The sequence below is a fragment of the Skermania piniformis genome, from assembly GCF_019285775.1.
Taxonomy (GTDB): Bacteria; Actinomycetota; Actinomycetes; order Mycobacteriales; family Mycobacteriaceae; genus Skermania; species Skermania pinensis.
The window spans coordinates 2,148,129-2,172,806 of record NZ_CP079105.1 but is presented as its reverse complement, the minus strand read 5'-3'; the positions used below and the strand labels follow the sequence as shown (position 1 = coordinate 2,172,806).

General features: G+C 66.5%; 24 protein-coding genes and 3 pseudogenes. 16 read left to right on the top strand and 11 right to left on the bottom strand.

Annotated elements, in window-relative coordinates:
• The first annotated feature begins 43 nt into the window (after positions 1–43).
• The 5 genes and pseudogenes from KV203_RS10105 (at position 44) to KV203_RS10095 (ending at position 3,430) form a co-directional block, all read left to right on the top strand.
• The gene (locus KV203_RS10105) at positions 44–310 is read left to right on the top strand and encodes a transposase (RefSeq protein ID WP_083530013.1); all 267 of its coding nucleotides are present in this window, start codon (positions 44–46) and stop codon (positions 308–310) included.
• Positions 307–455, top strand: a pseudogene (locus KV203_RS19600) (ISL3 family transposase); the annotation flags it as partial. The gene KV203_RS10105 and the pseudogene KV203_RS19600, both read left to right, overlap by 4 nt.
• 58 nt (positions 456–513) lie before the next feature.
• Positions 514–722: pseudogene (locus KV203_RS19595) on the top strand (IS3 family transposase); the annotation flags it as partial.
• A gap of 111 nt (positions 723–833) precedes the next feature.
• Entirely contained in the window at positions 834–2,042 is a 1,209-nt protein-coding gene (locus KV203_RS10100; RefSeq protein WP_083530014.1) for an IS3 family transposase, read from the top strand.
• Positions 2,043–2,284: 242 nt separating this feature from the next.
• Positions 2,285–3,430: pseudogene (locus KV203_RS10095) on the top strand (IS3 family transposase).
• Here the strand turns inward: KV203_RS10095 and KV203_RS10090 are convergent.
• Positions 3,358–3,606 (bottom strand): helix-turn-helix domain-containing protein, encoded by a 249-nt coding sequence (locus KV203_RS10090; RefSeq protein ID WP_218820982.1) that lies wholly within the window; start codon positions 3,604–3,606, stop codon positions 3,358–3,360. The pseudogene KV203_RS10095 and the gene KV203_RS10090 sit on opposite strands and share 73 nt — an antisense overlap.
• Before the next feature lie 196 nt (positions 3,607–3,802).
• On the opposite strand from KV203_RS10090, the gene KV203_RS10085 reads away from it, so the two are divergent.
• Positions 3,803–4,435, top strand: coding sequence for a hypothetical protein (locus KV203_RS10085; RefSeq protein WP_157079783.1), 633 nt, complete (start codon positions 3,803–3,805; stop codon positions 4,433–4,435).
• Between the two features lie 668 nt (positions 4,436–5,103).
• On the top strand, positions 5,104–5,949 hold the full coding sequence (locus KV203_RS10080) for an HAD-IA family hydrolase (protein ID WP_169797495.1): 846 nt from the start codon (positions 5,104–5,106) through the stop codon (positions 5,947–5,949).
• Between the two features lie 65 nt (positions 5,950–6,014).
• On the opposite strand, the gene KV203_RS10075 is transcribed toward KV203_RS10080, so the two are convergent.
• From KV203_RS10075 to KV203_RS10060, 4 genes are all read right to left on the bottom strand, one after another.
• Positions 6,015–7,037, bottom strand: coding sequence for a nucleoside hydrolase (locus KV203_RS10075; RefSeq protein ID WP_066469839.1), 1,023 nt, complete (start codon positions 7,035–7,037; stop codon positions 6,015–6,017).
• Positions 7,038–7,137: 100 nt separating this feature from the next.
• Entirely contained in the window at positions 7,138–7,524 is a 387-nt protein-coding gene (locus tag KV203_RS10070) for a DUF2784 domain-containing protein (protein WP_066469857.1), read from the bottom strand.
• Between the two features lie 28 nt (positions 7,525–7,552).
• Positions 7,553–9,064 carry a glutamate-cysteine ligase family protein gene (locus KV203_RS10065; protein ID WP_066469860.1) on the bottom strand — a complete coding sequence of 504 codons (1,512 nt, stop codon included), beginning with the start codon at positions 9,062–9,064 and terminating at the stop codon, positions 7,553–7,555.
• Positions 9,065–9,085: 21 nt separating this feature from the next.
• Positions 9,086–10,507: an SDR family NAD(P)-dependent oxidoreductase gene (locus KV203_RS10060; protein ID WP_066469861.1), complete on the bottom strand. Its 1,422-nt coding sequence runs from the start codon at positions 10,505–10,507 to the stop codon at positions 9,086–9,088.
• A 47-nt stretch (positions 10,508–10,554) separates the two neighbouring features.
• Here KV203_RS10060 and KV203_RS10055 point away from each other — a divergent pair, with 47 nt between their 5' ends.
• Positions 10,555–11,361 (top strand): PIG-L family deacetylase, encoded by an 807-nt coding sequence (locus tag KV203_RS10055; RefSeq protein WP_066469864.1) that lies wholly within the window; start codon positions 10,555–10,557, stop codon positions 11,359–11,361.
• Here KV203_RS10055 and KV203_RS10050 read toward each other — a convergent pair.
• From KV203_RS10050 to KV203_RS10040, 3 genes are read right to left on the bottom strand one after another with little or no spacing between them, the layout of a single operon-like run.
• Positions 11,321–12,424 carry an ATP-dependent DNA ligase gene (locus KV203_RS10050; RefSeq protein ID WP_217995966.1) on the bottom strand — a complete coding sequence of 368 codons (1,104 nt, stop codon included), beginning with the start codon at positions 12,422–12,424 and terminating at the stop codon, positions 11,321–11,323. The two genes, KV203_RS10055 and KV203_RS10050, sit on opposite strands and share 41 nt — an antisense overlap.
• Before the next feature lie 10 nt (positions 12,425–12,434).
• Positions 12,435–13,262 carry an SAM hydrolase/SAM-dependent halogenase family protein gene (locus tag KV203_RS10045; RefSeq protein ID WP_066469868.1) on the bottom strand — a complete coding sequence of 276 codons (828 nt, stop codon included), beginning with the start codon at positions 13,260–13,262 and terminating at the stop codon, positions 12,435–12,437.
• Entirely contained in the window at positions 13,240–13,524 is a 285-nt protein-coding gene (locus KV203_RS10040; RefSeq protein ID WP_066469869.1) for an Lsr2 family DNA-binding protein, read from the bottom strand. The genes KV203_RS10045 and KV203_RS10040 overlap by 23 nt, the downstream gene beginning before the upstream one ends.
• A gap of 724 nt (positions 13,525–14,248) precedes the next feature.
• On the opposite strand from KV203_RS10040, the gene KV203_RS10035 reads away from it, so the two are divergent.
• Entirely contained in the window at positions 14,249–14,524 is a 276-nt protein-coding gene (locus tag KV203_RS10035) for a hypothetical protein (protein WP_066469870.1), read from the top strand.
• A 54-nt stretch (positions 14,525–14,578) separates the two neighbouring features.
• Here KV203_RS10035 and KV203_RS10030 read toward each other — a convergent pair whose 3' ends face one another.
• Positions 14,579–15,718 (bottom strand): hypothetical protein, encoded by a 1,140-nt coding sequence (locus tag KV203_RS10030; protein WP_066469871.1) that lies wholly within the window; start codon positions 15,716–15,718, stop codon positions 14,579–14,581.
• Between KV203_RS10030 and KV203_RS10025 the strand changes: the two genes are divergently transcribed.
• Entirely contained in the window at positions 15,708–16,274 is a 567-nt protein-coding gene (locus KV203_RS10025; protein ID WP_066469877.1) for a hypothetical protein, read from the top strand. The genes KV203_RS10030 and KV203_RS10025 overlap by 11 nt on opposite strands.
• Before the next feature lie 137 nt (positions 16,275–16,411).
• A complete protein-coding gene (locus tag KV203_RS10020) occupies positions 16,412–17,416 on the top strand; it encodes an alpha/beta fold hydrolase (RefSeq protein WP_066469879.1) in 1,005 nt (334 codons plus the stop codon).
• A 12-nt stretch (positions 17,417–17,428) separates the two neighbouring features.
• Here the strand turns inward: KV203_RS10020 and KV203_RS10015 are convergent, their stop codons facing one another.
• Entirely contained in the window at positions 17,429–18,307 is an 879-nt protein-coding gene (locus KV203_RS10015) for a LysR family transcriptional regulator (protein WP_066469881.1), read from the bottom strand.
• Positions 18,308–18,440: 133 nt separating this feature from the next.
• On the opposite strand from KV203_RS10015, the gene KV203_RS10010 reads away from it, so the two are divergent.
• Positions 18,441–19,751 carry an NAD(P)/FAD-dependent oxidoreductase gene (locus tag KV203_RS10010; RefSeq protein WP_246600106.1) on the top strand — a complete coding sequence of 437 codons (1,311 nt, stop codon included), beginning with the start codon at positions 18,441–18,443 and terminating at the stop codon, positions 19,749–19,751.
• On the opposite strand, the gene KV203_RS10005 is transcribed toward KV203_RS10010, so the two are convergent.
• Positions 19,700–20,587 carry a LysR family transcriptional regulator gene (locus KV203_RS10005; RefSeq protein WP_246600105.1) on the bottom strand — a complete coding sequence of 296 codons (888 nt, stop codon included), beginning with the start codon at positions 20,585–20,587 and terminating at the stop codon, positions 19,700–19,702. The genes KV203_RS10010 and KV203_RS10005 overlap by 52 nt on opposite strands.
• Before the next feature lie 120 nt (positions 20,588–20,707).
• Here KV203_RS10005 and KV203_RS10000 point away from each other — a divergent pair, with 120 nt between their 5' ends.
• The 4 genes from KV203_RS10000 to KV203_RS09985 are packed head-to-tail and all read left to right on the top strand — an operon-like array spanning position 20,708 to position 24,667.
• Positions 20,708–22,162 (top strand): form I ribulose bisphosphate carboxylase large subunit, encoded by a 1,455-nt coding sequence (locus KV203_RS10000; protein ID WP_066469884.1) that lies wholly within the window; start codon positions 20,708–20,710, stop codon positions 22,160–22,162.
• Between the two features lie 28 nt (positions 22,163–22,190).
• Positions 22,191–22,613: a ribulose bisphosphate carboxylase small subunit gene (locus KV203_RS09995; protein ID WP_066469889.1), complete on the top strand. Its 423-nt coding sequence runs from the start codon at positions 22,191–22,193 to the stop codon at positions 22,611–22,613.
• Positions 22,603–23,592, top strand: a complete 990-nt coding sequence (locus KV203_RS09990) for an AAA family ATPase (protein ID WP_066469891.1) — start codon at positions 22,603–22,605, stop codon at positions 23,590–23,592. Before KV203_RS09995 ends, KV203_RS09990 begins: the two co-directional genes overlap by 11 nt.
• A gap of 13 nt (positions 23,593–23,605) precedes the next feature.
• Positions 23,606–24,667: a class 1 fructose-bisphosphatase gene (locus KV203_RS09985; RefSeq protein ID WP_066470154.1), complete on the top strand. Its 1,062-nt coding sequence runs from the start codon at positions 23,606–23,608 to the stop codon at positions 24,665–24,667.
• Positions 24,668–24,678: the final 11 nt, after the last annotated feature.

The following is a 24,678-nucleotide window of genomic DNA, read 5'->3' as shown; positions in this document are numbered from 1 at the left end:
GTCTTGTAGCCCGCAAATCACGGGTGGAAGGGACGATGAAGACATGGCTGGTCGGAATCGGCATTCCGCGGAGGAGATCGTGCGGAAGTTGCGGCGGGCGGACGAACTCGCCGCTGCCGGCAGCACCGGTGAACAGGTCGCGGCCGAGGTGGGGGTGTCGGCGGCGACGTTGTACAACTGGCGCCGCGCCTACGGCGGGATGGACACCGACGCCGCGAAGGAACTGAAGGGGCTCTTCGCAGTGGTAGGTGCGGGGTGGTTCCGGCCTGGTGTCGTGTCGGTTGTTGATCGAGGGCTCGCGTCCTTGTGAGCTGGGTGTTCTCAGGCATCCAGGCACGAAGGACGCGAGCATGGTCCACGGTAGTTCACTGCTTCTCGATCTCGACGGTATCGACGTGGCCGGAGTCGAGCGCCTCGACGACGGTGTCCGGCTGGTCACGGCGACCACCAGCCCGGGGCACTTCAGAGCGCCAATCAGCACCCACCAGTGCCACTGCTAACTGCGAAGAGCCACTGAAGGAGTTGCGTGATCAGAACACGCGGTTGAAGCGGTTGTTGGCCGAGGCCGAGTTGGAGAAGGACGCGTTGCGGGAGGTGGCGAAGGGAAAATTCTGAGCCCGGCCGCCGAGCGCCGCGCCGTGGACATGCTCACCGAGGTGTTGGGCATGTCGGAGCGGTTGGCGTGCAGGGCGGTCGGGCTGGCCCGTTCCACCTACCGTAGGACCCGCTCGCGGAGACCCCCGCGGACCTGAGGTGCCCTGTTTCTGAGCCTCCCCAGTTTGGGTGGACACCCGAGATAGCGGGACGAAGGTTCCGGCTGGGAGGATGTCGAGGTGTCCAGGACACGTCGGTTGTTTACGCCTGAGTTCAAGGTGGAGGCTGCTCGTCGGGTGATCGATGGTGGCCGGTCGGTCACCGAGGTGGCACGCGAGCTGCGTGTGCACGAGAGTCTGTTGGGGAAATGGGTTCGTGCTGAACGGCTTCGGGAGGGGGCCGTAGCTGCTGCGCGCGGTGTTCCGCCGGATGAGGGGCTCGCCGAGCACGAGCGTGCCGAGCTGACTCGGCTACGCGCCGAAGTGGCCGAGAAGGACGGCGACATCGCGTTCCTGAAAAAAAGTCTCGGCGTACTTTGCGGCACAGCAACACCGGTGAGTCGTTACGAGCTCGTCGCCGCGGAGTGCGCCGACCACGACATCTCGATACTCACTGCTCTGCTCGGTGTCTCACGATCGGGCTATGACGCGTGGGCGGCGCGGCGTCGTCGTGGCGAGGTGTCGCCGCGCCGGCAGCGGCGCCGTGATCTCGAGGTGAAGATCCTGGCGCATTGGCAGGCGTCGCGCCGCACGTACGGGTCGCCCCGGATCACCGCCGATCTGCACGCCGAGGGCGAGCGGGTGTCGGCCAACACTGTCGCCGAGATCATGGCCGAGATGGGGATCGAAGGGATCAGCCCGCGAACCTTCAAGGTCAGGACCACGGTGGTGGACCCAACCGCGTCGTTCCCGCCGGACCGGGTCGGACGGTCCTTCGACCGGGGTCGCCTCGACGCCGTGTGGACCTCGGATATCACGTACCTGACCTGCGGCGAAGGAGACGCCTACTGGTGCGCGATCCGGGACGAGCATTCGCGGCGGGTGCTGGGCTGGTCACTGGCCGAGCACATGCGCACCGAACTCGTCACCGCTGCCGTCGAGGCCGCGGTGACCGTGCGTGGCGGGTCGGTGACCGGCACCATCCTGCACTCGGACCGGGGCAGCCGGTACACCAGCCACGACATGGCGAAGGCCTGCTCCGGTCATGGCTTGCGCCGGTCCATGGGCGCTACCGGTATCTGCTGGGACAACGCCGGCGCCGAGTCGTTGTGGTCGACGGTCGAGCACGAGTACTACAAGCGTCACGCGTTCACCACATACGCGAGTTTGCTTGCAGGACTTGGCAAGTACATCCGATTCTACAATAATGACAGGAGACACAGTTCGCTGGGGATGGTCTCGCCGATCGACTTCGAGATCACCTCGCGTACAAGTCGGCAATCAAGCTAACCGTGTCCACTTTTTCTGGGGAACCTCATTCCTCCGGATAGTGATCCCTCGTAGGGGGGTTACAGAAATGGGAGAGGGAAATATTGTGGGAGCGCAGCGCGTAGGAAGTTCTCGTCGGAGTGCAAGGACGAGGCCGTGAAAATGGTTCTCGGTAGTCCGGGTGGCATGTCCCCTGTGAATGAGTCCGTCTGGTTTTAGAGTCTTGTAGCCCGCGAATCGCGGGTGGAAGGGACGATGAAGACATGGCTGGTCGGAAACGGCATTCCGCGGAGGAGATCGTGCGGAAGTTGCGGCGGGCGGATGAACTCGCCGCGGCGGGCAGCACCGGTGAACAGGTCGCGGCCGAGGTGGGGGTGTCGGCGGCGACGTTGTACAACTGGCGCCGCGCCTAGGGCGGGATGGACACCGACGCCGCGAAAGAGCTCAAAGAGCTGCGTGAGCAGAACACGCGGTTGAAGCGGTTGTTGGCCGAGGCCGAGTTGGAGAAGGACGCGTTGCGCGAGGTGGCGAAGGGAAAATTCTGAGCCCGGCCGCGAAACGCCGCGCCGTGGACATGCTCACCGAGGTGTTGGGCATGTCGGAGCGGTTGGCGTGTAAAGCGGTCGGGCTTGCCCGTTCCGCCTACCGCAGGATCCCGCTCGCGCAGACGCCGGCGGACCCGGACGCGGATCTGCGGGCCTGGCTGCGCGGTTACGCCACGAAACACCCGTGTCATGGGTTCCGGCGTGCGTGGGCGGTGCTGCGGCATGAGGAAGGCGCGCAGATCAACAAGAAGAAGATTCACCGGCTTTGGCGTGAGGAAGGTCTGCAGGCGCGTGCCCGGTCCCCGCGCAAACGGGCGGGGATCTCGACGGCGCCCCAGGTCGAGGCCGACGCCCCGCGGGTGGTGTGGGCGATCGATTTCCAGTTCGACTCCACGATCGACGGCACCGCGATCACGATCGCGTCGATGATCGACGAATACACCCGCGAATCCCTGCTGCACCTGGTCGAGCGCAGCATCACCGCCGAGAAGCTCGTCGATGAGCTCGACCGGGTGTTCACCCGGGCGGGCGGCCCACCGACGATCCTCCGGCTCGACAACGGTCCCGAGCTGATATCACAAGCACTGCAATCGTTCTGCGCCGGGAAGGTCGGCCTGGCCTACATTCCACCCGGAACGCCGTGGAACAACGGGCACATCGAGTCGTTTCGACAACCGGCTGCGCCGGGAATGCTTCAACCGTAACCACTGGACCAGTCTGCTCGAAGCCCGTGTCGTGATCGGCGACTTCACGACCGAGCACAACACGCGGCATCGTCACTCGGCGCTGGGCTACCTGACCCCTGCCGAGTACGCTGCCGCCTGCCGGCACACCCACACACCCGTGGCCTGCGAGATCAACTGAAACCGGTACCAAATCAACCTGGCTCTACTACCGGTGGACCAGTTGTCGGGGACCTGCCAGCGTCGTTCGCGCCACACGATGGTGCGGTTCCGATCGATCTTCTTCGCGATCTCGGCGTCGGAGAGTCCCGACTCGATCCCGACCGCGATGTCAGCCTGATCCGCGAACGTCAACATCCTGCGCGCCACAGCAACCCAGCCTTTCCTCAACGACTCGTTGCTACGACGCTATGACACCGCCCTCGGCTGGCGTGAGATAACTACTACAATCGTGGACTATGGAAGGCCGAATGTTAGTCAAGGGCCAACGGAACTACCGGAACAGTAGCCAGCTAGTTGACGATAGCGGGCGTAAGGTTGAAACTAGGGAGAATTGAAAAACCTCGATATATTAAATGTAATCTCGTTTGCTGTCGGTATTTTTGGAATCTTCCTCAGCATCTACTTCGGAATTGAGAATCGGAAGCTAGCTCAAAAGGTTCGGACGTACAGTTGGAGCGATATCGACGTCGGAATGAAGCACTTTACTGAGGAGATCGAAAAGAGATACAGCCCAGATCTGATCGTTTCTTCATCAGGCGGCTCGGTAGGAGTCGTCGCGAACCTATACCTCACCAACACGGACCGTTTCATTCCGACGTATGTCGGGGTATCTAAGAGTCGGCTGGGCGAGTTCACTTCAGTTCCAATATATAGCGAGCGGTACACCACGGTTCGGTGGGAGACATTTATTCCGGCGGACCTGCCGTCTGCCGGCGCCGAACGAGTGCTAGTATTGGAAGACGTTGTTATTAGCGGTGAGTCGAAACAGCGCCTCATTGATTCTCTGACAGCTCAAGGGATACCTAGAGAAAATATAAAAACTGCCGCCCTATTTGTTACCGAGCACGCAATAACCATCGGACAAGCCCCCGACTACTATTGGTATACCAGCGAGAATCCTGATTTTTATCTCCCCTGGGGCCTAAGTACGGGAAAACGTGGGCGAGCCGACAATGGAGCCTAGCTTCCTTATAGACGGTCGTCGAGCGATGGTTAGTCCCGGGCCGTTGTCTACGACGAATACTGTGCCTATAGCTGCCCTTTCTGCTACGTGCATGCTGCTTACGCGGGCTATCCAACGCTGGAAATTGCTGAAATCCTTCGTTTTCTATGGGCGCACCGTACCGAATACTCCGTTGTCTACATATCGGGCGATACAGATTCGTTCGCGTCAACGAGGCAAGACGCGGCAATTTATCTGCCAGAAATGCTAGCGGATCTTCAGGTCGACATATTATTCACAACTCGTGCCGATATTACAGAAGAGAGCATTGGACGCCTGTCGCGTGTAGCCTCGAATCTGAGGGCAAGTGGCCGTCTTCTTATTGGGTGTGTCTGCATATCTCAGCTAGGCATATTCGCTCTTGAACTGAGGCCAATCCCGTCCCCGATATCGCGGGTCGGGCTATTAGCTCGGCTTCGTCAGGCGGGTCTGGTATCGGTGCTAGCAATAAGGCCGATTCTTCCGCAAGTCCCGCTGAAAGATTATATTATAATTCTCGTGATGGCTCGGAACTTTGTGGATGTTGTTGTCGGCGGTGACTTCTACTACCTGGATGAGACAGACGTCATCTCGGAAAGCTGGTCGGAATGAAAATGTGTGGAGATGATTGGACTAGCTCAACCGATCGGGTGTATTTCAATACCAACGACAGTGATTGGCGCTTGTTGTCTTCGTCGTCTGCGCGGATCGCGCTGACAGCAAGAGCTGAGAAGTTGTCTACTCCGCTATTCTGGACCAGCTACCCGGCGATGGACTGGCTTGAATCCAATCGATCTGAAATTTGCCGCCGCACAGCCGATCCGGACAGCAGATCGTCGGATGTTCTTGTCCTGGATCTGGACGGAACACTTTACGGTCGTGAGTTGGGGCTTATTGAGGTGATGGATAGGCGGATCCTTGATTTTCTGATGATGAAAACAAGTATGGATAGAACGGCTGCCTTGGTTGAGTACGATCGCCTCCTGACCAAGTACGGCTTGGTATCCTGCGGGTTGCAAGCCGAGTGGGGGGTCGACTTCACGGAAGCGCTCAAGTATGCTCACGAGTTGCAGTATGAAGAAGTTCTGCATTCAGACGAAAAATTACTGTCAAAGCTGGAGGCAATAGCCCTTCCTCGTATCGTATTTACTAATGCACCATATAAGCACGTTGTAAAAGTGCTTATGATGCTAGGCGTTGCGACCATGATTGACCAGGTTGTCACCATCGAAGACTTTCCACGGGCACCTAAGCCAAGTAGTACTTCTTTCCTGATGTTGAGTAAACGTCTAGGGCGTAGATTCGAACAAATGATTTTTCTTGATGACAATCCGAGCAACGTTAAAGTTGCTCATAACCTAGGGATGCGGACAGTTCTCGTGCGTCCAGATATCGAATCCATTGATGACTTATCGCCGGAGATTCTACGCGCCACGACAATACACTGCGCGCTGGACCTCGCGACAAAGAAATTTTCTCTACCAACAAATACCTAAATTCGACGGAGTAGTCACTCTGACGGATCTGGGCGCCGCTCAGACGGCGCCCTCCTGCCGCGTAACTACGACAATTCGGGCGGGTAGACCCGAGCGGCATAGCTCCCGACCCGCTCGATCAGCCGGTCGAAGAAGGCGTCCGGGTCGGTGTAGACGGCGAGGTCGACGTTCGGTGGTCTGCCCCACCGGCCGGCGTGGTCGACCACCGTCATCCCGCGGGTCAGGGTGCCGGTGAGTTCGACGTCGATCGTCGCCGGTCGCAGCTCGACGATCGAGGGATCGAGCGCGACCGCGGCGGCGAACGGATCGTGCATGTGCGCGAGGTAGCCCTGTCCGTGATCGCGATGAAACTCCAGATAGAACCGCACCGCGTCGGACAGCATCCGCACGATCGGGTTGGTCGCGGCGGACCGCTCGCCCGGCGGATCGTCCGGCGTCGGATATTCCACCGGCTGGCTGCGGGCCGTCGCGGCGATCCGGGCCAGATGGCTGGGGTGCATCTCGATCGACTCGGTCAGGTTCAGCCCGCATACCAGCGGCCGCCGGGGCGCGTCGGCGAACGCAGCGAACACCTGCTGCGCGGCCTCCGGGTCGACGTGCACGTTCCATTCGGCAACCGGCGTGGTGTTGCCCGGATGGTCGAACGAGCCGCCCATCACGACCAGTCGGCCCAACAGCCGCGGCAAAGCCGGCTCGGCACGGAGCGCCAAGGCCAGGTTGGTCAGCGGACCGGTGCACAGCCCGACCACCTCGCCGGGGCGGTTGCGGGCGGTGTCGATCCACAGCTGCGCCGCGGTACGCGACGACAACGGGCGCCGCGATCGGGGCAGGCCGGCGTAGCCGAGCCCCCGCGGACCGTGGGTGTCCTCGGTGGTCTGCAGCGGCGTCGCCAGGGGAGCGGCCGATCCCAGCGCCACCTCGATGTCGCGGGCTCGACACAGATCGAGGAGGGCGAGGTTGTTCGCGGCGACCTGCTCGGCCGTGACGTTACCGGCCGTGGATGCGATGCCGAGAATATGCGCTTCGGGGCTGGCCAGCAGCAACAGCAATGCCAGCGCATCGTCGATCCCGGTGTCCACGTCGACCATCAGAGGTACTGCAGGTAACACCCCTGCATCTTCGCTTACCGGCGCGGCGGATCGGTAGCCACAGTTACGTCCGGTGCGGTACCGCTTTCGGTGCGAATCGTCAGGGGGTGTGCGAGAAGTCGTGGGCCGGGGCGCGGCGCCGGCCGAGCAACAGGTAACCGAGCCAAGAGCCGAGGATCGCGGTGAGCACCAGCAACCGGACCAGTCCGAGCGCGTGCTCGGGGTAGATCACCCCGGTCAGATAGTGGTCGATGAAACCGCTGGGCGGCAGTCCCGCTTGGCCGGCCCGGTGCCGAGCCCAGTTCTCCAGCAGCGTCAGCGGGCAGGTAATCCCGACGCCGACCGCGAGGATGCCCCATCCCGCCGCAGCCAGATGCCAGCCGATCGTGCGCCGCCACCGCCAGGCGAGGAACCCGCCGACCACGACGTAGGTCACGAACGCCAGATGCAGGAGCACCGTGGCGTCGGCGAGGAGTCGGTACAGCACCGGTCCAGTGTGCCTCGGCTCGAGCCCGTCACCAGGTCCAGGTGTGCACCGGTGGGCCGGCGTGCATCCGGTCGAGGTAGTCGCCGAGCATCCCGGCCAGGGCCGTGCCGCGATCGTCGCCGCACCGTTCCCGGGCGGCAACGGCGGCCCGCTGCCACACCGCGCCGTTCCGCCCGGTCAGGCAACGGCCCTCGATGACGCCGAGATAGCGGTCGCGCACGGCCGCAGCCACGCCGTGCGCGGCCAGGCCGGCGTCGGCCAACGGCAGCAACCGCCGCAGCACCAGCTCCGACGGCGAGACCCAGCCGATTTCCGGCCAGTACAGCCGGGCGTCGATCCCGTCCCGCGCGGCCGCGCGGAGGTTCTCCGCGGCCGCGTCGAACGTCATCCGGGTCCACAGCGGCCGTTCGGCCGTGGACAAGGCTTGCACCGCACCGTAATAGAACGCAGCGTCGGCCAGCACGTCGACGATGCTCGGACCGGCCGGCAGCACCCGGTTCTCCAGGCGCAGGTGATGTCGGCCGTCCACCACGTCGTAGATCGGCCGGTTCCAGCGATAGACGGTGCCGTTGTGCAGCCGTAGCTCAGGCAGCGCCGGCACCTGGCCGCGCGCCAGCATCGCCTGCGGATCCTCGTCGGAACACACCGGCAGCAGCGCGGGGAAGTACTGCGAATTCTCCTCGAACAGATCGAAGATCGAGGTCACCCAGCGCTCGCCGAACCAGACCCGAGGCCGCACTCCCTGGCTCCGCAGCTCGTACGGGCGAGTGTCGGTGGCCTGCTCGAACAGCGGGATCCGGGTCTCGTGCCAGAGTGCTCGGCCTGCGAAGAACGGCGAGTTCGCGGCCAACGCCACCTGCACGCCCGCCAATGCCTGGGCGGCATTCCAATGCGCGGCGAAGGCGTCCGGCGCGACCTGCAGGTGCAGCTGCACCGAGGTGCAGGCCGCCTCGGGCAGGATCGTGTCGCAGATGAGATCCAGTTGGTCGCGCCGATCGCTGCCGGGCAGTGCGATACCGCCGATCTGCAGCTCGATATCCTCGCCACGCGCGGCGAAGATCTGTTCGCCGAGCAGCGCGTACCGCGGATCGGCCGACACCCACCGCTGATCGAAGTGATTCTCCCGCAGCGTCGGCAGCATGCCGATCATCGCCAGACCGCAGCCGACGCCGGTCGCCCGGTCGTTCGCGCGATTCAGCGAATCACGTAGCGCGCCTTCCAGTTCGGTCAGGTGAGTGCCGCGCAGTGGTTCCGGCGCCACGTTGATCTCGATATTGAACTGACCCAGTTCGGTTTGATACGTGTAGTCGCCGCCGGCCGGATGGCCGATCGCGGTGAGCACCTCGGCGTTGGCCATCGCCGGCTGCATCGCGTCGTCGACCAGGTTGAGCTCGATCTCCATCCCGATCCGGGGTTCGGCAACGGCGAATCGGCCATCCGCGAGCATGCTGCCGAGCGCGTCGAGGCATTCGCGGACCTTGCCGCGGAACTGCTGCCGGTCGCGGCGGGTGAACTTCCGGGACGTGACGGCTTCGCCCATGCGGCGACGATACCGCGGCCGCTACCATGGCGCGGGAGCGTAATCCTTCAGAAAACACCCGAACAGGTCGGTGCCGGCCTCACCCTGCACGATCGGGTCGTAGACCCGCGCCGCGCCGTCCACCAGGTCGAGCGGCGCGTGGAAACCCTCCTCGGCCAGGCGGAGCTTGGTGTAGTGCGGGCGTTCGTCGGTGATCCAGCCGGTGTCGACCGCGGTCATCAAGATGCGGTCCCGCTCGCGTAACTCGGCGGCACTGGTCCGGGTGAGCATGTTCAGCGCCGCTTTGGCCATGTTGGTGTGCGGATGACCCGGGCCCTTGTAACCCCGGCCGAATTGACCCTCCATCGCCGAAACGTTCACCACGTACTTACGTCGGGCCGGTGCAGCGGCCAGCGCCGCGCGCAGCCGGGAGATCAGCAGAAAGGGCGCCGTCGAGTTGCACAACTGCACCTCCAGCAGCTCGGTGGGGTCTACCTCGGCAACCGTCTGCACCCAGCTGTTGCTGTGGGTCAGGTCCGGCACCAGACCGCCGGCGTCGATCGCGGTACCGGCGACGATCCGCTCCGGCGTGGCCGATCCGGCGACCAACGCCAGCTCGGCGACCTCGCCCGCGGTGAGCCGGGCGCGCAGTCCGGCGGTCAGCGTGGCCGGGTGTTCGGTGGTGGTGGAACCGAAGACGATCAGCTCCGGCACCGCACCGGCCGGCAACGGTGCCGCCTCCGCCTCGACCAGCGCGCGGTAGGCACCGGGCGAGCGGCGGACGGTCTGCGCGGCGTTGTTGATCAGAATGTCCAAGGGCCCCCGCCCGGCGACATCGTCGGCCAGCGCCACCACCTGAGCCGGATCGCGCAGATCGATCCCGACCACGCAGAGCCGGTGCAGCCAGTCCGCACTGTCCGGCATAGCGGCAAACCGCCGGACCGCGTCGCGTGGAAACCGGGTGGTGATGGTCGTGTCCGCGCCGTCCCGGAGCAGCCGCAACGCGATATACATGCCGATCTTGGCTCGCCCGCCGGTCAGCAGTGCCCGCCGCCCGGACAGGTCGGTGCGCGCGTTGCGCTTGGTGTGACTGCGGGTCGCGCATGCCGGGCACAGTTGGTGGTAAAAGGCGTCGACCTGTTGATAGCGCTGCTTGCAGATGTAGCACGGGCGCGGCCGAACGTAGGTGCCGGCACTGGCACCCGGATCGGTGGATCGCAACGGAATCCCGGCTGTCTCGTCGTCGATCCGGTCCGGCGCGCCGGTGGCGGTGGCCGCGACCACCGCCCGGTCGGCCGCGGCCACCGTCTCGCGCGCGGCCAGCCGGCGCCGCCGCTTGAGCCGCTTGAACAGGTGCCCGACCGCTCGCTGCACCCTCACCGAATCAGGGTGATCGTCGGCCAGTGCGGCGGCCTGATCGAGCACCCGCAGGCAGGTAGCGAGGTCGTCCGGGTCGATCGTCACCGGCCGATTCTCGCATCGGGCCGGACCGGCCCGGTACCGTCGGCGCGATGGCGACCTTGGTGACCTTTCATGCCCATCCCGACGACGAATCGATCGCCTGCGGCGGGGTGATGCGCAAAGCCCACGAGGACGGCCATCGGGTGGTGCTGGTGGTCGCGACCCGGGGCGAGGAGGGAGAGGTCGTCGAGGGCGTGCTCGCCGACGGTGAGCCGTTGTGGCAGCGGCGGGTGGCCGAGACCCATGCCGCCGCCGAGGTGCTCGGCGCCGATCGGGTGGAGTTTCTCGGCTACCGCGACTCCGGAATGATGGGCGAACCGACGAACACCGCACCGGATTCGTTCTGGACCGCTCCGGTCGAGGAGGCCGCACAGCGGCTGGCCGCGATCTTGACCGAGGAGAACGCCGACGTCCTGACCTGTTACGACGACAACGGCGGTTACGGCCATCCCGACCATATCCAGGTGCACCGGGTGGGGATGCGGGCCGGCGAACTGGCCGGGACGCCGCGGGTGTTCCAGCAGACGATGAACCGCGACATGTTCGTGGCCGGCGTCGCGGCCGCGGCGGAGCTGGGTATGGAACCGACGGAGCTGACCGAGGAGGAAGTGGCCCGGATGTCGACGATGGGCAAACCTGCCGCGGAACTCACCGCGTCGGTCGACGTGACGAAGTACCTGGACGCGAAACGGGATGCGATGGCAGCACACGCCAGTCAGATCAGCGAGTCGTCGCGTTTCCTGTCGATTCCGCCGGAAGCCTTCGCCTACCTTTTCGGCACCGAGTGGTTCATCCGCGCCGGCCAGGGTCCGGGGATCACCGAGACCGATCTGCTGGCCGGGATCGGGACCCGGTGAAGATCGCGCCCAGCTCCGCCGGGGCGACCTGGTCCAACTGGGCATAGGTGCAGGATGCGGCGGTCCGGTCCGGCCGGAACCGGACCAGTCGGCCACCGTGCCGGAACCGCCCGGCTTGCACGTGTTCGTAGCGAACTTCGGCCACCAGCTCGATGCGCAGCGGCTCCCAGGACAGATCCTTGCCGCCCGACCAGCGACTCAGCCCGCCGGGCATCTTGCCGGTGGCGCGTGCCTGCTCGGCCGCCTCGGCCCAGCGCGCCCACGGATGTTCGTCGGCAGCCCCGGCCCGCAACGGCGCCAGCTCGGTGACCAACTCGCGCCGGCGGGCCGCCGTGAAGCTGGCGGCGACGCCGACATGGTGCAGTTGCCCGTCGTCGTCGTAGAGACCCAGCAGCAGCGAGCCGACGCCCGCGCCGTCCTTGTGCCAGCGGAATCCGGCCACCACGCAGTCGGCTGTCCGCTCGTGCTTGATCTTGAGCATCACCCGTTTGCCCTGGAGGTATACCTGATCGGCGGCCTTGGCCATGACACCGTCGAAGCCTGCGCCCTCGAACCGGTCGAACCAGTCCTGGGCGAGGTCGGGATCGTCGGTGATCGGGGTGAGGTGCACGTTCGGCTGATCCGGCGGCACGATCGTCTCCAGCAACTCCCGACGCCGGTCGAACGGCGCTGCGGTGAGGTCGGCGTCATCGAGTGCCAGCAGGTCGAAGGCGACGAAGCTGGCCGGGGTTTCGGCGGCAAGTTTGCGAACCCGTGACGCGGCCGGATGCAGTCGATTCTGCAGCACGTCGAAGTCCAGCCCGCGCTCGGTGACCAGGACGATCTCCCCGTCCAGTACGCAGCGGGGCGGCAGTGCCGTGGCCAGAAATTCGGCCAGTTCCGGGAAGTAGCGGGTGAGCGGTCGATCGTTGCGCGACCCGAGCTCGACCTCCTCGCCGTCCCGGAACACCACCGAACGGAATCCGTCCCACTTGGGTTCAAACCGCAGGCCGGCGTCCCGCGGTACCGACGGCGTCGACTTGGCCAGCATGGGCTTTACCGGCGGCATCACGGGCAGCTGCACGCCCTGCAGGCTACGCCGGGCTGCCGACCTCGATCAGCACCGGATCGCCCGGCCCCAGCCCCAGCTCCCGCGCCGCGTCGCCGCGGTTCACCGCGACGGCCAGCCAGCCCGACGAATCGACCAGGACGGCGTACCCGCCGGGCGCTACCGCGGCGAAGGTGTCGGTTCGGGTTGCTGCGTGGCCCTGGACAAGCAACCGGGAGCCCGGCGCCGCCGCCAGGTCGGCCGGTTCCGCGCCCAGGACCAGGTTGCCGAAGGCATCGACGAACAGCACCACCGCACGCACCGCCCCCGGCTTCGAGGTGTCGTGTTCGACGCGCGGGCGGTCCAGTTCGACCGGCGTGATCGACGGGCCGAACCGGGACAACGGCACACCGTCGGCCAGATACGCGGCGGCCGGCGCGAAGATGTCCCGCCCGTGGAACGTCGGCGCCGGATTCGGCAGCCGCAGGTCGGGGGCGGCCAGCGCACGGGCTTCGTACACACCACCGAGTACCTGCGCCGCAGGCACCAGCAGCCCGTTGTCCGGTCCGATCAGCACGTCGCCCCGAGCGCATCGAATAGCGATCGGCAGCCGATCGGTCCCGACCCCCGGATCGACGATTCCGAGATGGATCCCGACCGGCAGGTAAGGCAGGGCGGCTCGCAACTGCACCGCACCGGCGGTCACCGCGAATCGTGGCAGATCTGCGGTGACCACGAGCACTCGGGCCGCCGGTGCGAGGCGGGCCAGCACGCCCACGCAGATTCCGCTGTAGAACGAACCGAAGTCGGTGGTCAGGCTGATGAACGGGGATTGGTCGGGTGCCCGCCGATCAGAGGTCGTGGACGGTGTCATAAGCCTCCTGGACCGAACGTGGGATGCGACCGTGCGCCGAGATCGGCAGGCCGTTGGCACGCGCCCAGCGGCGGATCTCCTGCAGGTGCCGACGACGGTCGGGCGCAGCGACGGCTCGTGCGACGTAAGGACCGAGCAGTTCCCGGAACCGAGCAGACTCGAGCGAATCGAGCTCGATGTCGTAGTCGACACCGTCGATCGCGAACCGGATCTGCTGCACGTCGGGCCCGCGAACCGGGTCTACGTGCTGGTTTGCGCTCATGGTCCTCATACCGCTCCGATCTGGCCGATGCGTGCCCGCCACCCCGACGTGATGGACTTTCCAGTGTGCCATAAAGGACCTGGAGTTTGTTTTGGTCCGAAAATTGGAACGGGTAGATTGCGCTAACCCCTTACGCGAATGCGATGACGCGACGATTGTTCGGCGTGTCTCGGCGTGTACGTTGACATGCCGCGAATTTGCAGCAAACCTGCTTTCTCAGAGCGAATAGTTGCAAGCTCGAGTGCAAGAGGTGGCCCATGGCGCAGTCGAACCGGTTGGTCCGGCCGACTGCGGCGTGCAGTGCGATGGCGGTAAGTCGCCCGGACCGGCTGCCGACTTGTAGTCGAGGGGTCGTTGCTACGGCGGCGGCGAGGGTCGGCGAAGTCGACTCGAGGATCGATGTGCGCTCGGGGGTATCGCGTGTCGCCGGGTCCGAACGGGCCGATGGGGCGCTGTGCGAAGTCGCGAGCGGACCGCTAGAAAGGCCGGCGAGTGTGCCTGCCGGTCGAGCTGGGTCGCGCATCCGCAGGGGGCGTGGTCCCGCAGCACTTCGTTCGAGAAAACAACGTTGGTCGTAATAGTCTGTGCAGGTCAGTCGATACAGCGATGTCCGACTACGGGCATCGAGAGACCGGCGCCGATCGCATCACCGGCCAGCGGATCGGGCGAAGTTCAATCCATCACCGTCGCACCTGTGACGGGTTCGAGAGAGAGGACTGACGGCATGACCGGACGATTCAATCACGAAGCCTCACTTCGAGAGCGGCAGGTCGCGGTGTCGATTCTCGCGCACGCCGCCCGTCGGGACGGGGTCGCTGTCACGGCCTCCCTCGACGCCATCGCGGACCCCACCGAAGAGCTACGTCCGACCGCGGTGATCGCCGCTTTGGTGGCCGAGTTCCAGAAAGGGATGAACGAGATCAATCCCGAGGAGCTGGCTCGATGGTTCGCCGGTGAGGCGCACGCGCTCGCCGTGCTCGACAGCAGTATGGAACGCTGACCGGCCGCGGATCACCGGCCGCCGAACGGCGGCCGGCTCCGATTCCCGGACTTTTCACCGACCGTCGGAATCGGGTCGGCGACATTTCACCACCGCAAGTCCGGCATCGCCACAGTCGCAGACCACGCGCATGGTTACGATGGTGATCTCGACACAGTACGAAACCGGCCGACGGCCGACATGGAGGTGAACGGTGGGCGTGCGCGCGCGAAGGGGGGTTGCCGCGCGTTTGGCAGCCGCGGCGGGGGTTTCGGCCATCGCCTTGCTGGGGGCGGTGCCCGGCGCCGCCGGAGCGCCCGCCGACCAGGGAGCGGGCTCTGCAGCCGTCGGCGGAACCGACAGTTCCGCGGGCGACTCGGGTATCGGCGCCGGCTCGAAAAATACCGGGTCGAAGACCGCCGGTTCGAAGAGCACGCACACCGATAGCGGGACTGGGAACGGCGGCACCGAAAAGGCAGGTACCGGCGCCGCCGGTGGGACCGATTCGCGCCCGTCGCGGGCCCCGCGGCCGACCGCATCACTCGGCGCCTCGAGTACCGGCGGCTCGAGCACCGGCGATGAGGCGGGTTCGTCGGTGTCCGCCGGGGCGTCCGTCGGTGGCGGTGGTACCGGCGGAGTTGGTGCCGGCTCGACCGACGGTGCCGATCCGCCGACCGGCGCGTCGCGCAGCAGCGAGTCGCCGACCGCAGCGGGGTCGGTGGCGGCGACGGTCGGTGGGTCGACCGATCCCACCACCGCGGTGTCGGTCGGCGCTACGGTCGGCGGGTCGACCGATCCCACCGATATCTCGGCCGATGCGACCGTCGAAATTTCGATCGGCGGGGGTGGTGGTGCCGGCTCGGGCTCGGTCCCTCCCCAGACACCGTCGGCAACGACCGTCCCACCCACGACTGTGCCACCCACGACTGTCCTACCCACGACGACGATCTCGCCGACCACGACCGTTTCCGTCACCACCGGCACGCTCCCCCCGACCGGGACCCTGCCGATCGAAACCGCGGCCCTCGTCGCGACGTCGCCGGTAGTGCCCGCGCTGATCGGCGCAGCCACACCGGGCGTCGGGACCAACGTCGGCGTGGCTGCGAACAGCTCCTCGTCGAGTGGCGGCGGCTCGCCGCGGCCGAGCGTCCCGGTGACCGCGCCGACGACATCGATCGGCGTTACCGCACCACCGTCGGCCGCGGTGCCGACCACCGCCGCCACACCTGCCGACGCAGCGTCACAGGTTGCCGCGCCGACGGTGCAGAGTCCGGTTCTGGCCGGTCTGGTGACGTCACCGCCGCCGGGGGGTGGCGGACCGGATCTTCCCGGCGACGTCGGACTGCCGACCCTGCTGGCTCCGCGGGTCGGCGGCAGCGCCGGCTCGGCCGGGTCCGCCGCAACCCATCGGTCGACCACTTCGAACGAGCCGGTGGCGTCCGACAGCGCCGCGGTCTCCGACAGTGTTGCGGTGTCCGACAGTGTTGCGGTGTCCGACAGTGTTGCGGTGTCGGACACCTCGATCGACGCGCCGGCGTCGGCGTCGCCGAACGCTCGCCCGGTCACGGCGCCGGGCGCTCCGGCGGTGGTAGCGGCTCAACCGGAGATCGCCGAGACCAGTGCGGCCGGCGCTCTCCCCAATCCGCTCGCCGTCGTCGGTGGGGTACTGGCGTTGATGCTCGCCGGCGGCGCCGCCGGGGTGATCAGCGGCAGTGGTGCACGGGCCGCTCAGGCACGGATCACCGCCGCCCGCTCGGAGTTCTTCGGTTAGCTTCGTGTCCGGCTCGGGTTTCCTCGGTTGGCCGGGATTCGTGTCCGCTTTCGCTCGGTGAGCGAGTACGGGGTGCTCGCAGTAGACTCGATCGAACGCCGAGTCGCTGCCGACTCGTCCGGAACGGAGCGCAGACGATGAACGACGCGCCGGTACTCGAGTTTCCGCGAGTGGCCGATATCGACCGATCTGTCGAGTTCCACACGGTGCACGGCTACCGTCGCGCCGTGCGGATCGCCGGCACCGGCGAGCCGGTCGTGCTGCTGCACGGATTCACCGACAGCTCACTGACGTGGCGGTCGGTCTTCGCGCAGCTGGCGGGTCGTTATCGGGTCATCGCACCGGATCTGCTCGGCCACGGGCTCTCCGACAAGCCGCGCGCCGACTACTCGGTCGCCGCCTACGCCAACGGCCTGCGTGATCTGTTGACGGTGTTGGGCGTGGAGCGCGCCACCATGGTGGGCCATTCGTTGGGTGGTGCGGTGGTCGCGCAGTTTGCGTATCAATTTCCCGAGCGGGTCGACCGGCTGGTACTGGTCGGCGCGGCCGGTCTCGGCACCGACCTGCATCCTGGGCTCCGGCTGATGGCGTCACCGATCGGACACGACTGGTTGCGCCTGTTCCGGCTTCCCGGGGTCACGCCGGCGGCGAACTTCGTCGGCGGTCTGGCCAGTCGCGGGTACCGAGCCACCGGGCACAGTGCGCCGACGATCTTGGCTGATCTGGCGAAGGTCATCTCGTCGCTCGCCGGCCTGGCCGATCCAGGGGCCTATCGAGCGTCGATGCGCATCCTGCGGAGCAGTGTGGACTGGCGCGGCCAGGGCGCGACCACGCTGGATCGCTGCTATCTGAACGAGCATCTGCCGGTGCAGATCATCTGGGGCGCGAACGACGGAATCATTCCGGTGTCCCACGCACACAACGCGCATGCCGCGATGCCGGGCTCCCGCCTGGTGGTCTTCCCGCGGGGCGGACACATGGTGTTCGACGCCGACCCGAAGCGGTTCGTCCGGGTGATCGACGATTTCATCGGCTCGACGGACCCGGTCGCGTTCGATCTCGCCGGCTGGCGCGCGCGGTTACGGACCGGAGCGGGTCAACCGATCGACGTGGTCGACGCCGGCGAACGATTTGCGACCTGAGCGCCCGGCCGGCTAGCGGGGTTCTGCACCGTTGCGTGCGCGCAGGGCGGTGATCAGCGCGGACCCCATCGGCGACAACGGCCGGTTCCGCCGGGTGACCGCCGACACCGCGATCCGCAGGCCTCGGTCACGTTCGCGCAGCAGGGCCAGCCCATCCGGTGGTATCGCGTCGGGGTACAGCACCGTCCAGGCATCCGGGTGGTTGATCAGTTCCAGGGTCGCGGTGTGGTCGGGCGGGATAGCCGGTCCGAGCAGCGGGGTCCGGCCCCGCTCGGCGAATGCGGCCTCGATCACCTCGTGGAGCAGCCGCTGCTCTCGCGGCGGCGGCAGGATCAGCGGAAACGGTGCCAGGTCGGCTACGTCGACAGCGTCATGCCCGGCGAGCGGATGTGTGCGGGCGGTCGCGATCGTCAGACTTTCGGTCCACAGGTGATCCAGCTGGAGCGCCGGGTCGTCGATGTTTCCCCGAATCAACGCCAGATCGCAGTCGCCGTCCCGAACGGCCGCAACCCGGTGGTGGAAACTCTTGATCACGAACTCGATCTCGGCGTCCGGGTTGGCCGCTCGAACCGTCGCGATCGCGCCGAGCGACGCGGTCGCGAAACTCATGTTGGCAGCGAGCCGGACCCGGTGACCGGACGGCCGTAACTCGGCCAGGATCGCCGACTCCAGACCGAGCATCTGTGTGGCGAGCGGCAGAAGCCGCTCGCCCGGATGGGTCAAGGTCACCGCACGGGTGGATCGCTCGAACAGCTGGACGCCGAGATCCTGTTCCAGCCGAGCGATCTGATGCGAAATCGCCGACTGTGAGATAAAACACCGATCGGCGGCGCGGCTGAAACTGAGCTGTTCGGCGACCGCGACGAAGTACCTGAGCTGGCGCAACTCCACGCATTCGATTATCTATCGATGATCGAGATAACTGGCATCTGAAGTATGCGCGGTCGAGAGTGAAATGGTCGGCGCCGATCGACCGTTGGAACTCATGAGTTGGAAGCGTGGAGTTGGTGGCAGGAGGCATACCGTGCAACGCACCGAAACCGGAGTCGAGCGGACCGAAGTAGTCATCGTCGGATCAGGGTTCGGCGGACTGGCCGCGGCGAAGCGGCTCGGCCGAGTCGGGATCCGCTGTGTGCTGATCTCCCGCACGCCGGAGCACCTGTTCCAACCGCTGCTCTACCAGGTGGCAACCGGAATTCTGGAACCACGCGAGATCGCGGCACCGATCGCCGACGTGCTTCGGCACTACCCCAGTATCGACGTCCGGCTGGGCGACGTGGTCGGCGTCGACCCGGACGAGTCGGTGATCACCTACACCGACACGACCGGCGCGCACCAGCTCGCCTACCGGTCGCTGATCGTGGCGGTCGGGGCGGAGCAGTCCTACTTCGGCCGGGACGAGTTCGCCGAGCGGACCTTCGCGCTGAAGACGCTGGACGATGCGCTTCGGTTGCGGGCCCAGCTCGCCCGAGTGTTCGCGGCCGCCGACACGACAGATGACGAGCAAGTTCGCCGACGGCTGCGCAGCTTCGTCGTCGTCGGCGCCGGCCCGACCGGGGTCGAGCTGGCCGGTCAGCTGGAGGAACTGGCCCGCCGCCACTTCGACCGGCCGATCGAGGTCACCCTGATCGAGGCGGCCGGTCTGGTGTTGCCGCCGTTCGGCGGGCGACTGTCGTCGTACGCGAAGCTGCGCCTGGCGCACCGCGGCGTCGACGTGCAGCTGAACACGACGGTCACCGACATCGACGACCGCGGCGTGACCGTGCGCGATCAGAAGGGCCGCGAGCACCTGATCGAGGCCGAGACCGTGGTGTGGTCGGCCGGCGTCCAGGCCGGTGCGCTGGCGCGGACCCTGGCGGACGCCACCGGCTGTGCCACCGACCGGGCCGGGCGGCTGTTGGTGAACCAGGACCTGACCGTCGGCGGCTACGCGAATATATATCTGATCGGCGACGCGGCCGCGCTGCACGGCTACCCCGGGCAGTCGCCGGTCGCGATGCAGGCGGGGCGGCACGTCGCGGACGTGATCCGGCGGGTGCTGGACCCGGGCACCCGGTTCGTCTATCACGACAAGGGCAGCATGGCGATGGTCGAGCGGTTCGCCGCGGTCGCCGACCTCGGCCGCCCGTTCCGGCTGACCGGAATGATCGCTTGGCTGCTGTGGCTCGGCGTGCACCTTTTCTACCTCGTCGGCTTCCGCAACCGGGTGGTTGCGGTGGCGTCCTGGGCGGTGGCGTTCATCGGCGACGGCCGCCCCGGGTTGGAGCACCTCATCGCTGCTGCTCATCGCGGCGAGACTCCGGTGGCCGGGGTGAAGGCGGCGGCGCCGACCTGATCGGGATCGGTCAGGTGGGACAGGAACAGCACGACCGCCGGTGGCGGGGTGACGGTCGTCACCGCGTGCCACGGTCGGTCCATCGGGGTATCGGGCATCGGTATCGGCACCAGTCGCCCGGCCGCCAGGTCGTCGGTGATCGCGTCGCGGTGCACCAGCGTCACTCCCAACCCGGCGCGGGCAGCGGCGAGCACCGCACCGTGTGTGCCCAGGGTCAGCGTCGGCGGAGCCGTCTGCAGCCGGTCGAGCAAGGCGACAGTCGCGTCCCGGGTACCCGAACCGGGGCCACGCAGCAGCCAGGTTGCGGTGTGCGGGTCGGCGTCCGGCGCACCGACCACGACCAACTGGTTGGGCCGGCTGGCCCGGATGATCAATCCGGTGCCCTGCGGCGGCCGGCCGGCGATCACCAGATCGGCCTCATGGTGGCGTAGCTCGGCGAACAGCAGATCGCGCGGGTGGATCGACAGGCTCAGCTCGACGTCGGGATAGCGCTGCCGAAACGACGCGAGCGGCGCCAACACCACGTATTCCGCGGCGGTCGCGACCACCCCGATCCGTAACCGGCCGGTCTCGGCCCGGCGCACTGCGGCCTGCGCCTCCTGCATCAGACCGAGGATGGTCCGGCAATAGTCGGCGTAGACCCGACCGGCGTCGGTGAGCGCGATCCCACGCCCGGAGCGAGTGATCAGCCGAGCTCCCAGTTGCCGCTCCAGCTGGGCCACTGCCGCCGATACCGCCGCCTCGGTGACATGCAGGTATGCTGCGGCGCGGCGCACGCTGGCCCGGTCGGCGACGGCGAGGAAGGTCTGCATTCGATTCGCACTGACGGCTTGCACAATGCATCCAGGTTAGGTCGTGAAGGTTAATTCACAGCTTGACCTTTCGATCAGATATTCAAATTGTCGCTTGCGGTCGGCTACCGCATCCTGGGATGACCGACCCCGCAGGAGGACACCATGGCCGGCGACCGCACGGACGAGACATCGAAGGACCGTTGGGATCCCGGCGTGCAGTCGTACGCGTCGATGGGGTATTACAACCCGGATTACCAGCCGAAGGACACCGACATCCTGGCGGTGTTCCGGGTGACCCCGCAGGACGGTGTCGACCCGATCGAGGCGGCGGCCGCAGTCGCCGGCGAGTCGTCCACCGCCACCTGGACGGTCGTGTGGACCGATCGGCTCACCGCGAACAGCCATTACCAGGCCAAGGCGTACCGGGTCGACGAGGTCCCCGGCCGCCCGGGCGAGTACTTCGCCTACATCGCCTACGACCTGGACCTGTTCGAGGAGGGTTCGATCGCGAACCTGACCAGCTCGATCATCGGCAACGTCTTCGGCTTCAAGCCGCTCAAGGCGCTGCGGCTGGAGGACATGCGCATTCCGGTGGCCTATGTGAAGACCTTCCAGGGTCCGGCGCACGGCATCGTGATGGAGCGGGAGTTCCTCAACAAGTACGGTCGGCCGCTGCTCGGGGCGACGATCAAGCCGAAGCTGGGACTGTCCGCACGTAACTACGGCCGCGTGGTGTACGAGGCGTGCCGGGGCGGGCTGGATTTCACCAAGGACGACGAGAACATCAACAGCCAGCCGTTCATGCGCTGGCGCGACCGGTTCCTGTTCGCCATGGAGGGGGTGAACCGGGCGATGGCCGAGACCGGCGAGATCAAGGGCCACTACCTCAACGTGACGGCAGGCACGATGGAGGAGATGTACCGTCGCGCGGAATTCGCCAAGGAACTCGGCAGCGTGATCGTGATGATCGACCTGACGGTCGGCTACACCGCGATCCAGTCGATGGCGAACTGGTCCCGGGAGAACGGGGTGCTGCTGCACCTGCACCGGGCCGGGCACTCCACCTACACCCGGCAGAAGACGCACGGGGTGAGCTTCCGGGTGATCGGGAAGTGGTGTCGGCTGATGGGGGTGGATCACGTGCACGCCGGCACCGTCGTCGGCAAGCTGGAGGGCGACCCCGCCACCACCCGCGGCTTCTACGACACACTGCGTGACGATCACGTGCCGACCAATCCGGGCAACGGAATCTTCTTCGACCAGGACTGGGTCTCGATGCCCGGGGTGATGCCGGTTGCGTCCGGCGGTATCCATGCGGGCCAGATGCATCAGCTGCTCGATCTGTTCGGCGACGACGTGATCTTGCAGTTCGGCGGCGGCACGATCGGCCATCCGCTCGGTATCGCGGCCGGTGCGGAAGCCAATCGGGTGGCGTTGGAGGCGATCGTGAAGGCCCGCAACGAGGGCCGGGACCTGCTGCGGGAGGGACCGGACGTGTTGCGCGCCGCCGCGGCGCACAGCGCACCGCTGGAGGTCGCGCTGGCCACCTGGGGCGACGTCACGTTCGATTACACCTCGACCGACGCACCCGACGTCGTGCCGACCCCGACCCACTAGTCCCGCCGGACAGCACCAAGGAGCACCGATGTATCTGCGTCACGGAGCCTTCTCCTACCTACCGGATCTCACCGACGACGAGATCGCCGGCCAGGTTCGCTATGCGCTGTTGAACGGCTGGCCGGTCTCGATCGAGTACACCGACGATCCGCACCCGCGCAACGTCTACTGGGAGCTGTGGGGCTTGCCGCTGTTCGACCTGGACGAGCCGGACGGGGTGCTGGCCGAGATCGACGCCTGTCGTTCGACGTTCCCGAATCACTACGTGCGGGTACTCGCCTACGATGCCCGGCTGGGTCGGCAGACCACCGCGCTGAGCTTCCTGGTGCAGCGGCCGGCCACCGAACCCGGGTTCGAGCTGGTCCGGACCGAGGGCGCGGACCGCCGCCAGGCCTACAGCCTGCGGTCGTACGCGACCGGCGCTCCGGCGGGAAGTCGTTATGCCGGCTGAGCGCACCGGGTTCGCCATGTACCGCGGCACGCAGCCGGCGCGCCGGGGCGAACCGTCGGCCGACCCGGAACCGGCGCCGGAGCCGCTGCTCCCCGACGACGCGGAGCTGGACCTGGCCACCGACGAGGCGGCGCACGTGGTCACCGAAACGCTGGCCCGACTCGACGCCGAGCTGGTCGGGCTCGGCGCGGTGAAGCGACGGGTGCGCGAGATCGCGGCGCTGCTGCAGATCGATCGGGCGCGGCGACGGTTCGGGCTGGCCGCGTCGCGCCCGACCATGCACATGAGTTTCACCGGTCCGCCGGGCACCGGTAAGACCACGGTCGCGCTGCGCATGGCGGAGATGCTGCATGCGCTCGGCTACATCCGGAAGCCCAAGGTGCACACGGTGACCCGGGACGACCTGGTGGGCCAGTTCATCGGGCACACCGCGCCGAAGACCAAGGAGGCGATCGCCAAGGCGGCCGGCGGCATCCTGTTCATCGACGAGGCCTACTACCTGTTCCGACCGGAGAACGAGCGGGACTACGGCCAGGAGGTGATCGAGATCCTGCTGCAGGAGATGGAATCCGAACGGACCAGTCTGGTGGTGATCTTCGCCGGCTACCCGGACCGGATGGATACCTTCTTCTCGGCGAACCCGGGGCTGTCCTCCCGGGTCGCCCACCACATCGGCTTCGAGGACTACTCGGCCGACGAGCTGCTGCAGATCTCCGAGCTGATGGTGGCGGGCGAGAACTTCCGGTTCGACGACGCCGGGCGAACCGCCTTCGCCGAGTATCTGGAGCTGCGGATGGGCCGGCCCCGTTTCGCCAATGCGCGTAGCGTGCGCAATGCGGTGGAGCGATGCCGGCTGCGTCAAGCCAAACGCCTGGTCGACCTCGGTCGTCCGTTGACCAGGGATGATCTGGTGACATTACGGGCCGCCGATGTACGCGGCAGCCGCGTGTTCGATCCGGCCCCCGCGCCGGCGATCTGATCGGAGCAAGTTCATGCCAGATCGCCGGAAGACGCTGACTCGGTTCATGATCGAACAGGAGCATCGGCATCCGGACTCGACCGGCGACTTCTCGGCGCTGGTGAACGTGCTCGCCACGGCAACCAAGATCATCGCCAACCTGGTCACCCGCGGGGTGATCCTGCGCAGCCTCAGCTCCGGCGATGCCGCCGCACCGCAACGACTGGACGCGTTGGGCAACATCGCGATGCGGCACGAGACCGAGGCCGCCGGACATCTCGCGGCGATCCTGTCCGAGGAGTCGACGGCGGTCTACCCGATCCCGGACACCTACCGGCGGGGAAAATACCTGCTCGCCTTCGACCCGCTCGACGGGTCGAGCAATATCGATGTGAACCTGCCGGTCGGCACCGTCTTCAGCGTGCTCCGCCGGCCCGATCCGCCGCGGGCTACCCCGCCGGCCGAGACCGAGTTTCTCCAGCCGGGAACGGCGCAGGTCTGCGCCGGTTTCGCGCTCTACGGGCCGAGCACGATCCTGGTGCTGACCACCGGCCAGGGAGTCAACGGATTCACCCTGGACCACGAAATCGGTTCGTTCGTGCTGACTCACCCGGACATGCGTATTCCGGCGCGAGCCACCGGGTTTGCGATCAACGCAGCCAACGAGCGGTTCTGGGAGCAGCCCGTGCGCCGTTACGTGCAGGAATGTCTGGACGGCGCGGCCGGACCGCGGGGCCGCGACTTCAACATGCGCTGGGTCGCATCGCTGGTCGCAGATACCTACCACATCCTTACCCGGGGTGGTGTCTACCTCTACCCGCACGACACCCGCGATCCCGACCGGCCGAGCCGAGTCGGGCTGTTGTACGGCGCCAATCCGATCGCGTTCGTGGTCGAGCAGGCCGGCGGCGCGGCGACGACCGGACGTGGGCGGGTGATGGAACTCGAGCCGACCGCGGTGCACCAACGGGTGCCGCTGATCTTCGGCTCACGGGACGAGGTGTTGCGGATCGAGAACTATCATCTGGACCCGGCGCCGTCCACCGTCGGTTTCGACACCTCGATCTTCCGGTCCCGATCCCTGTTCCGGGCCTGAGCGGAAGGATG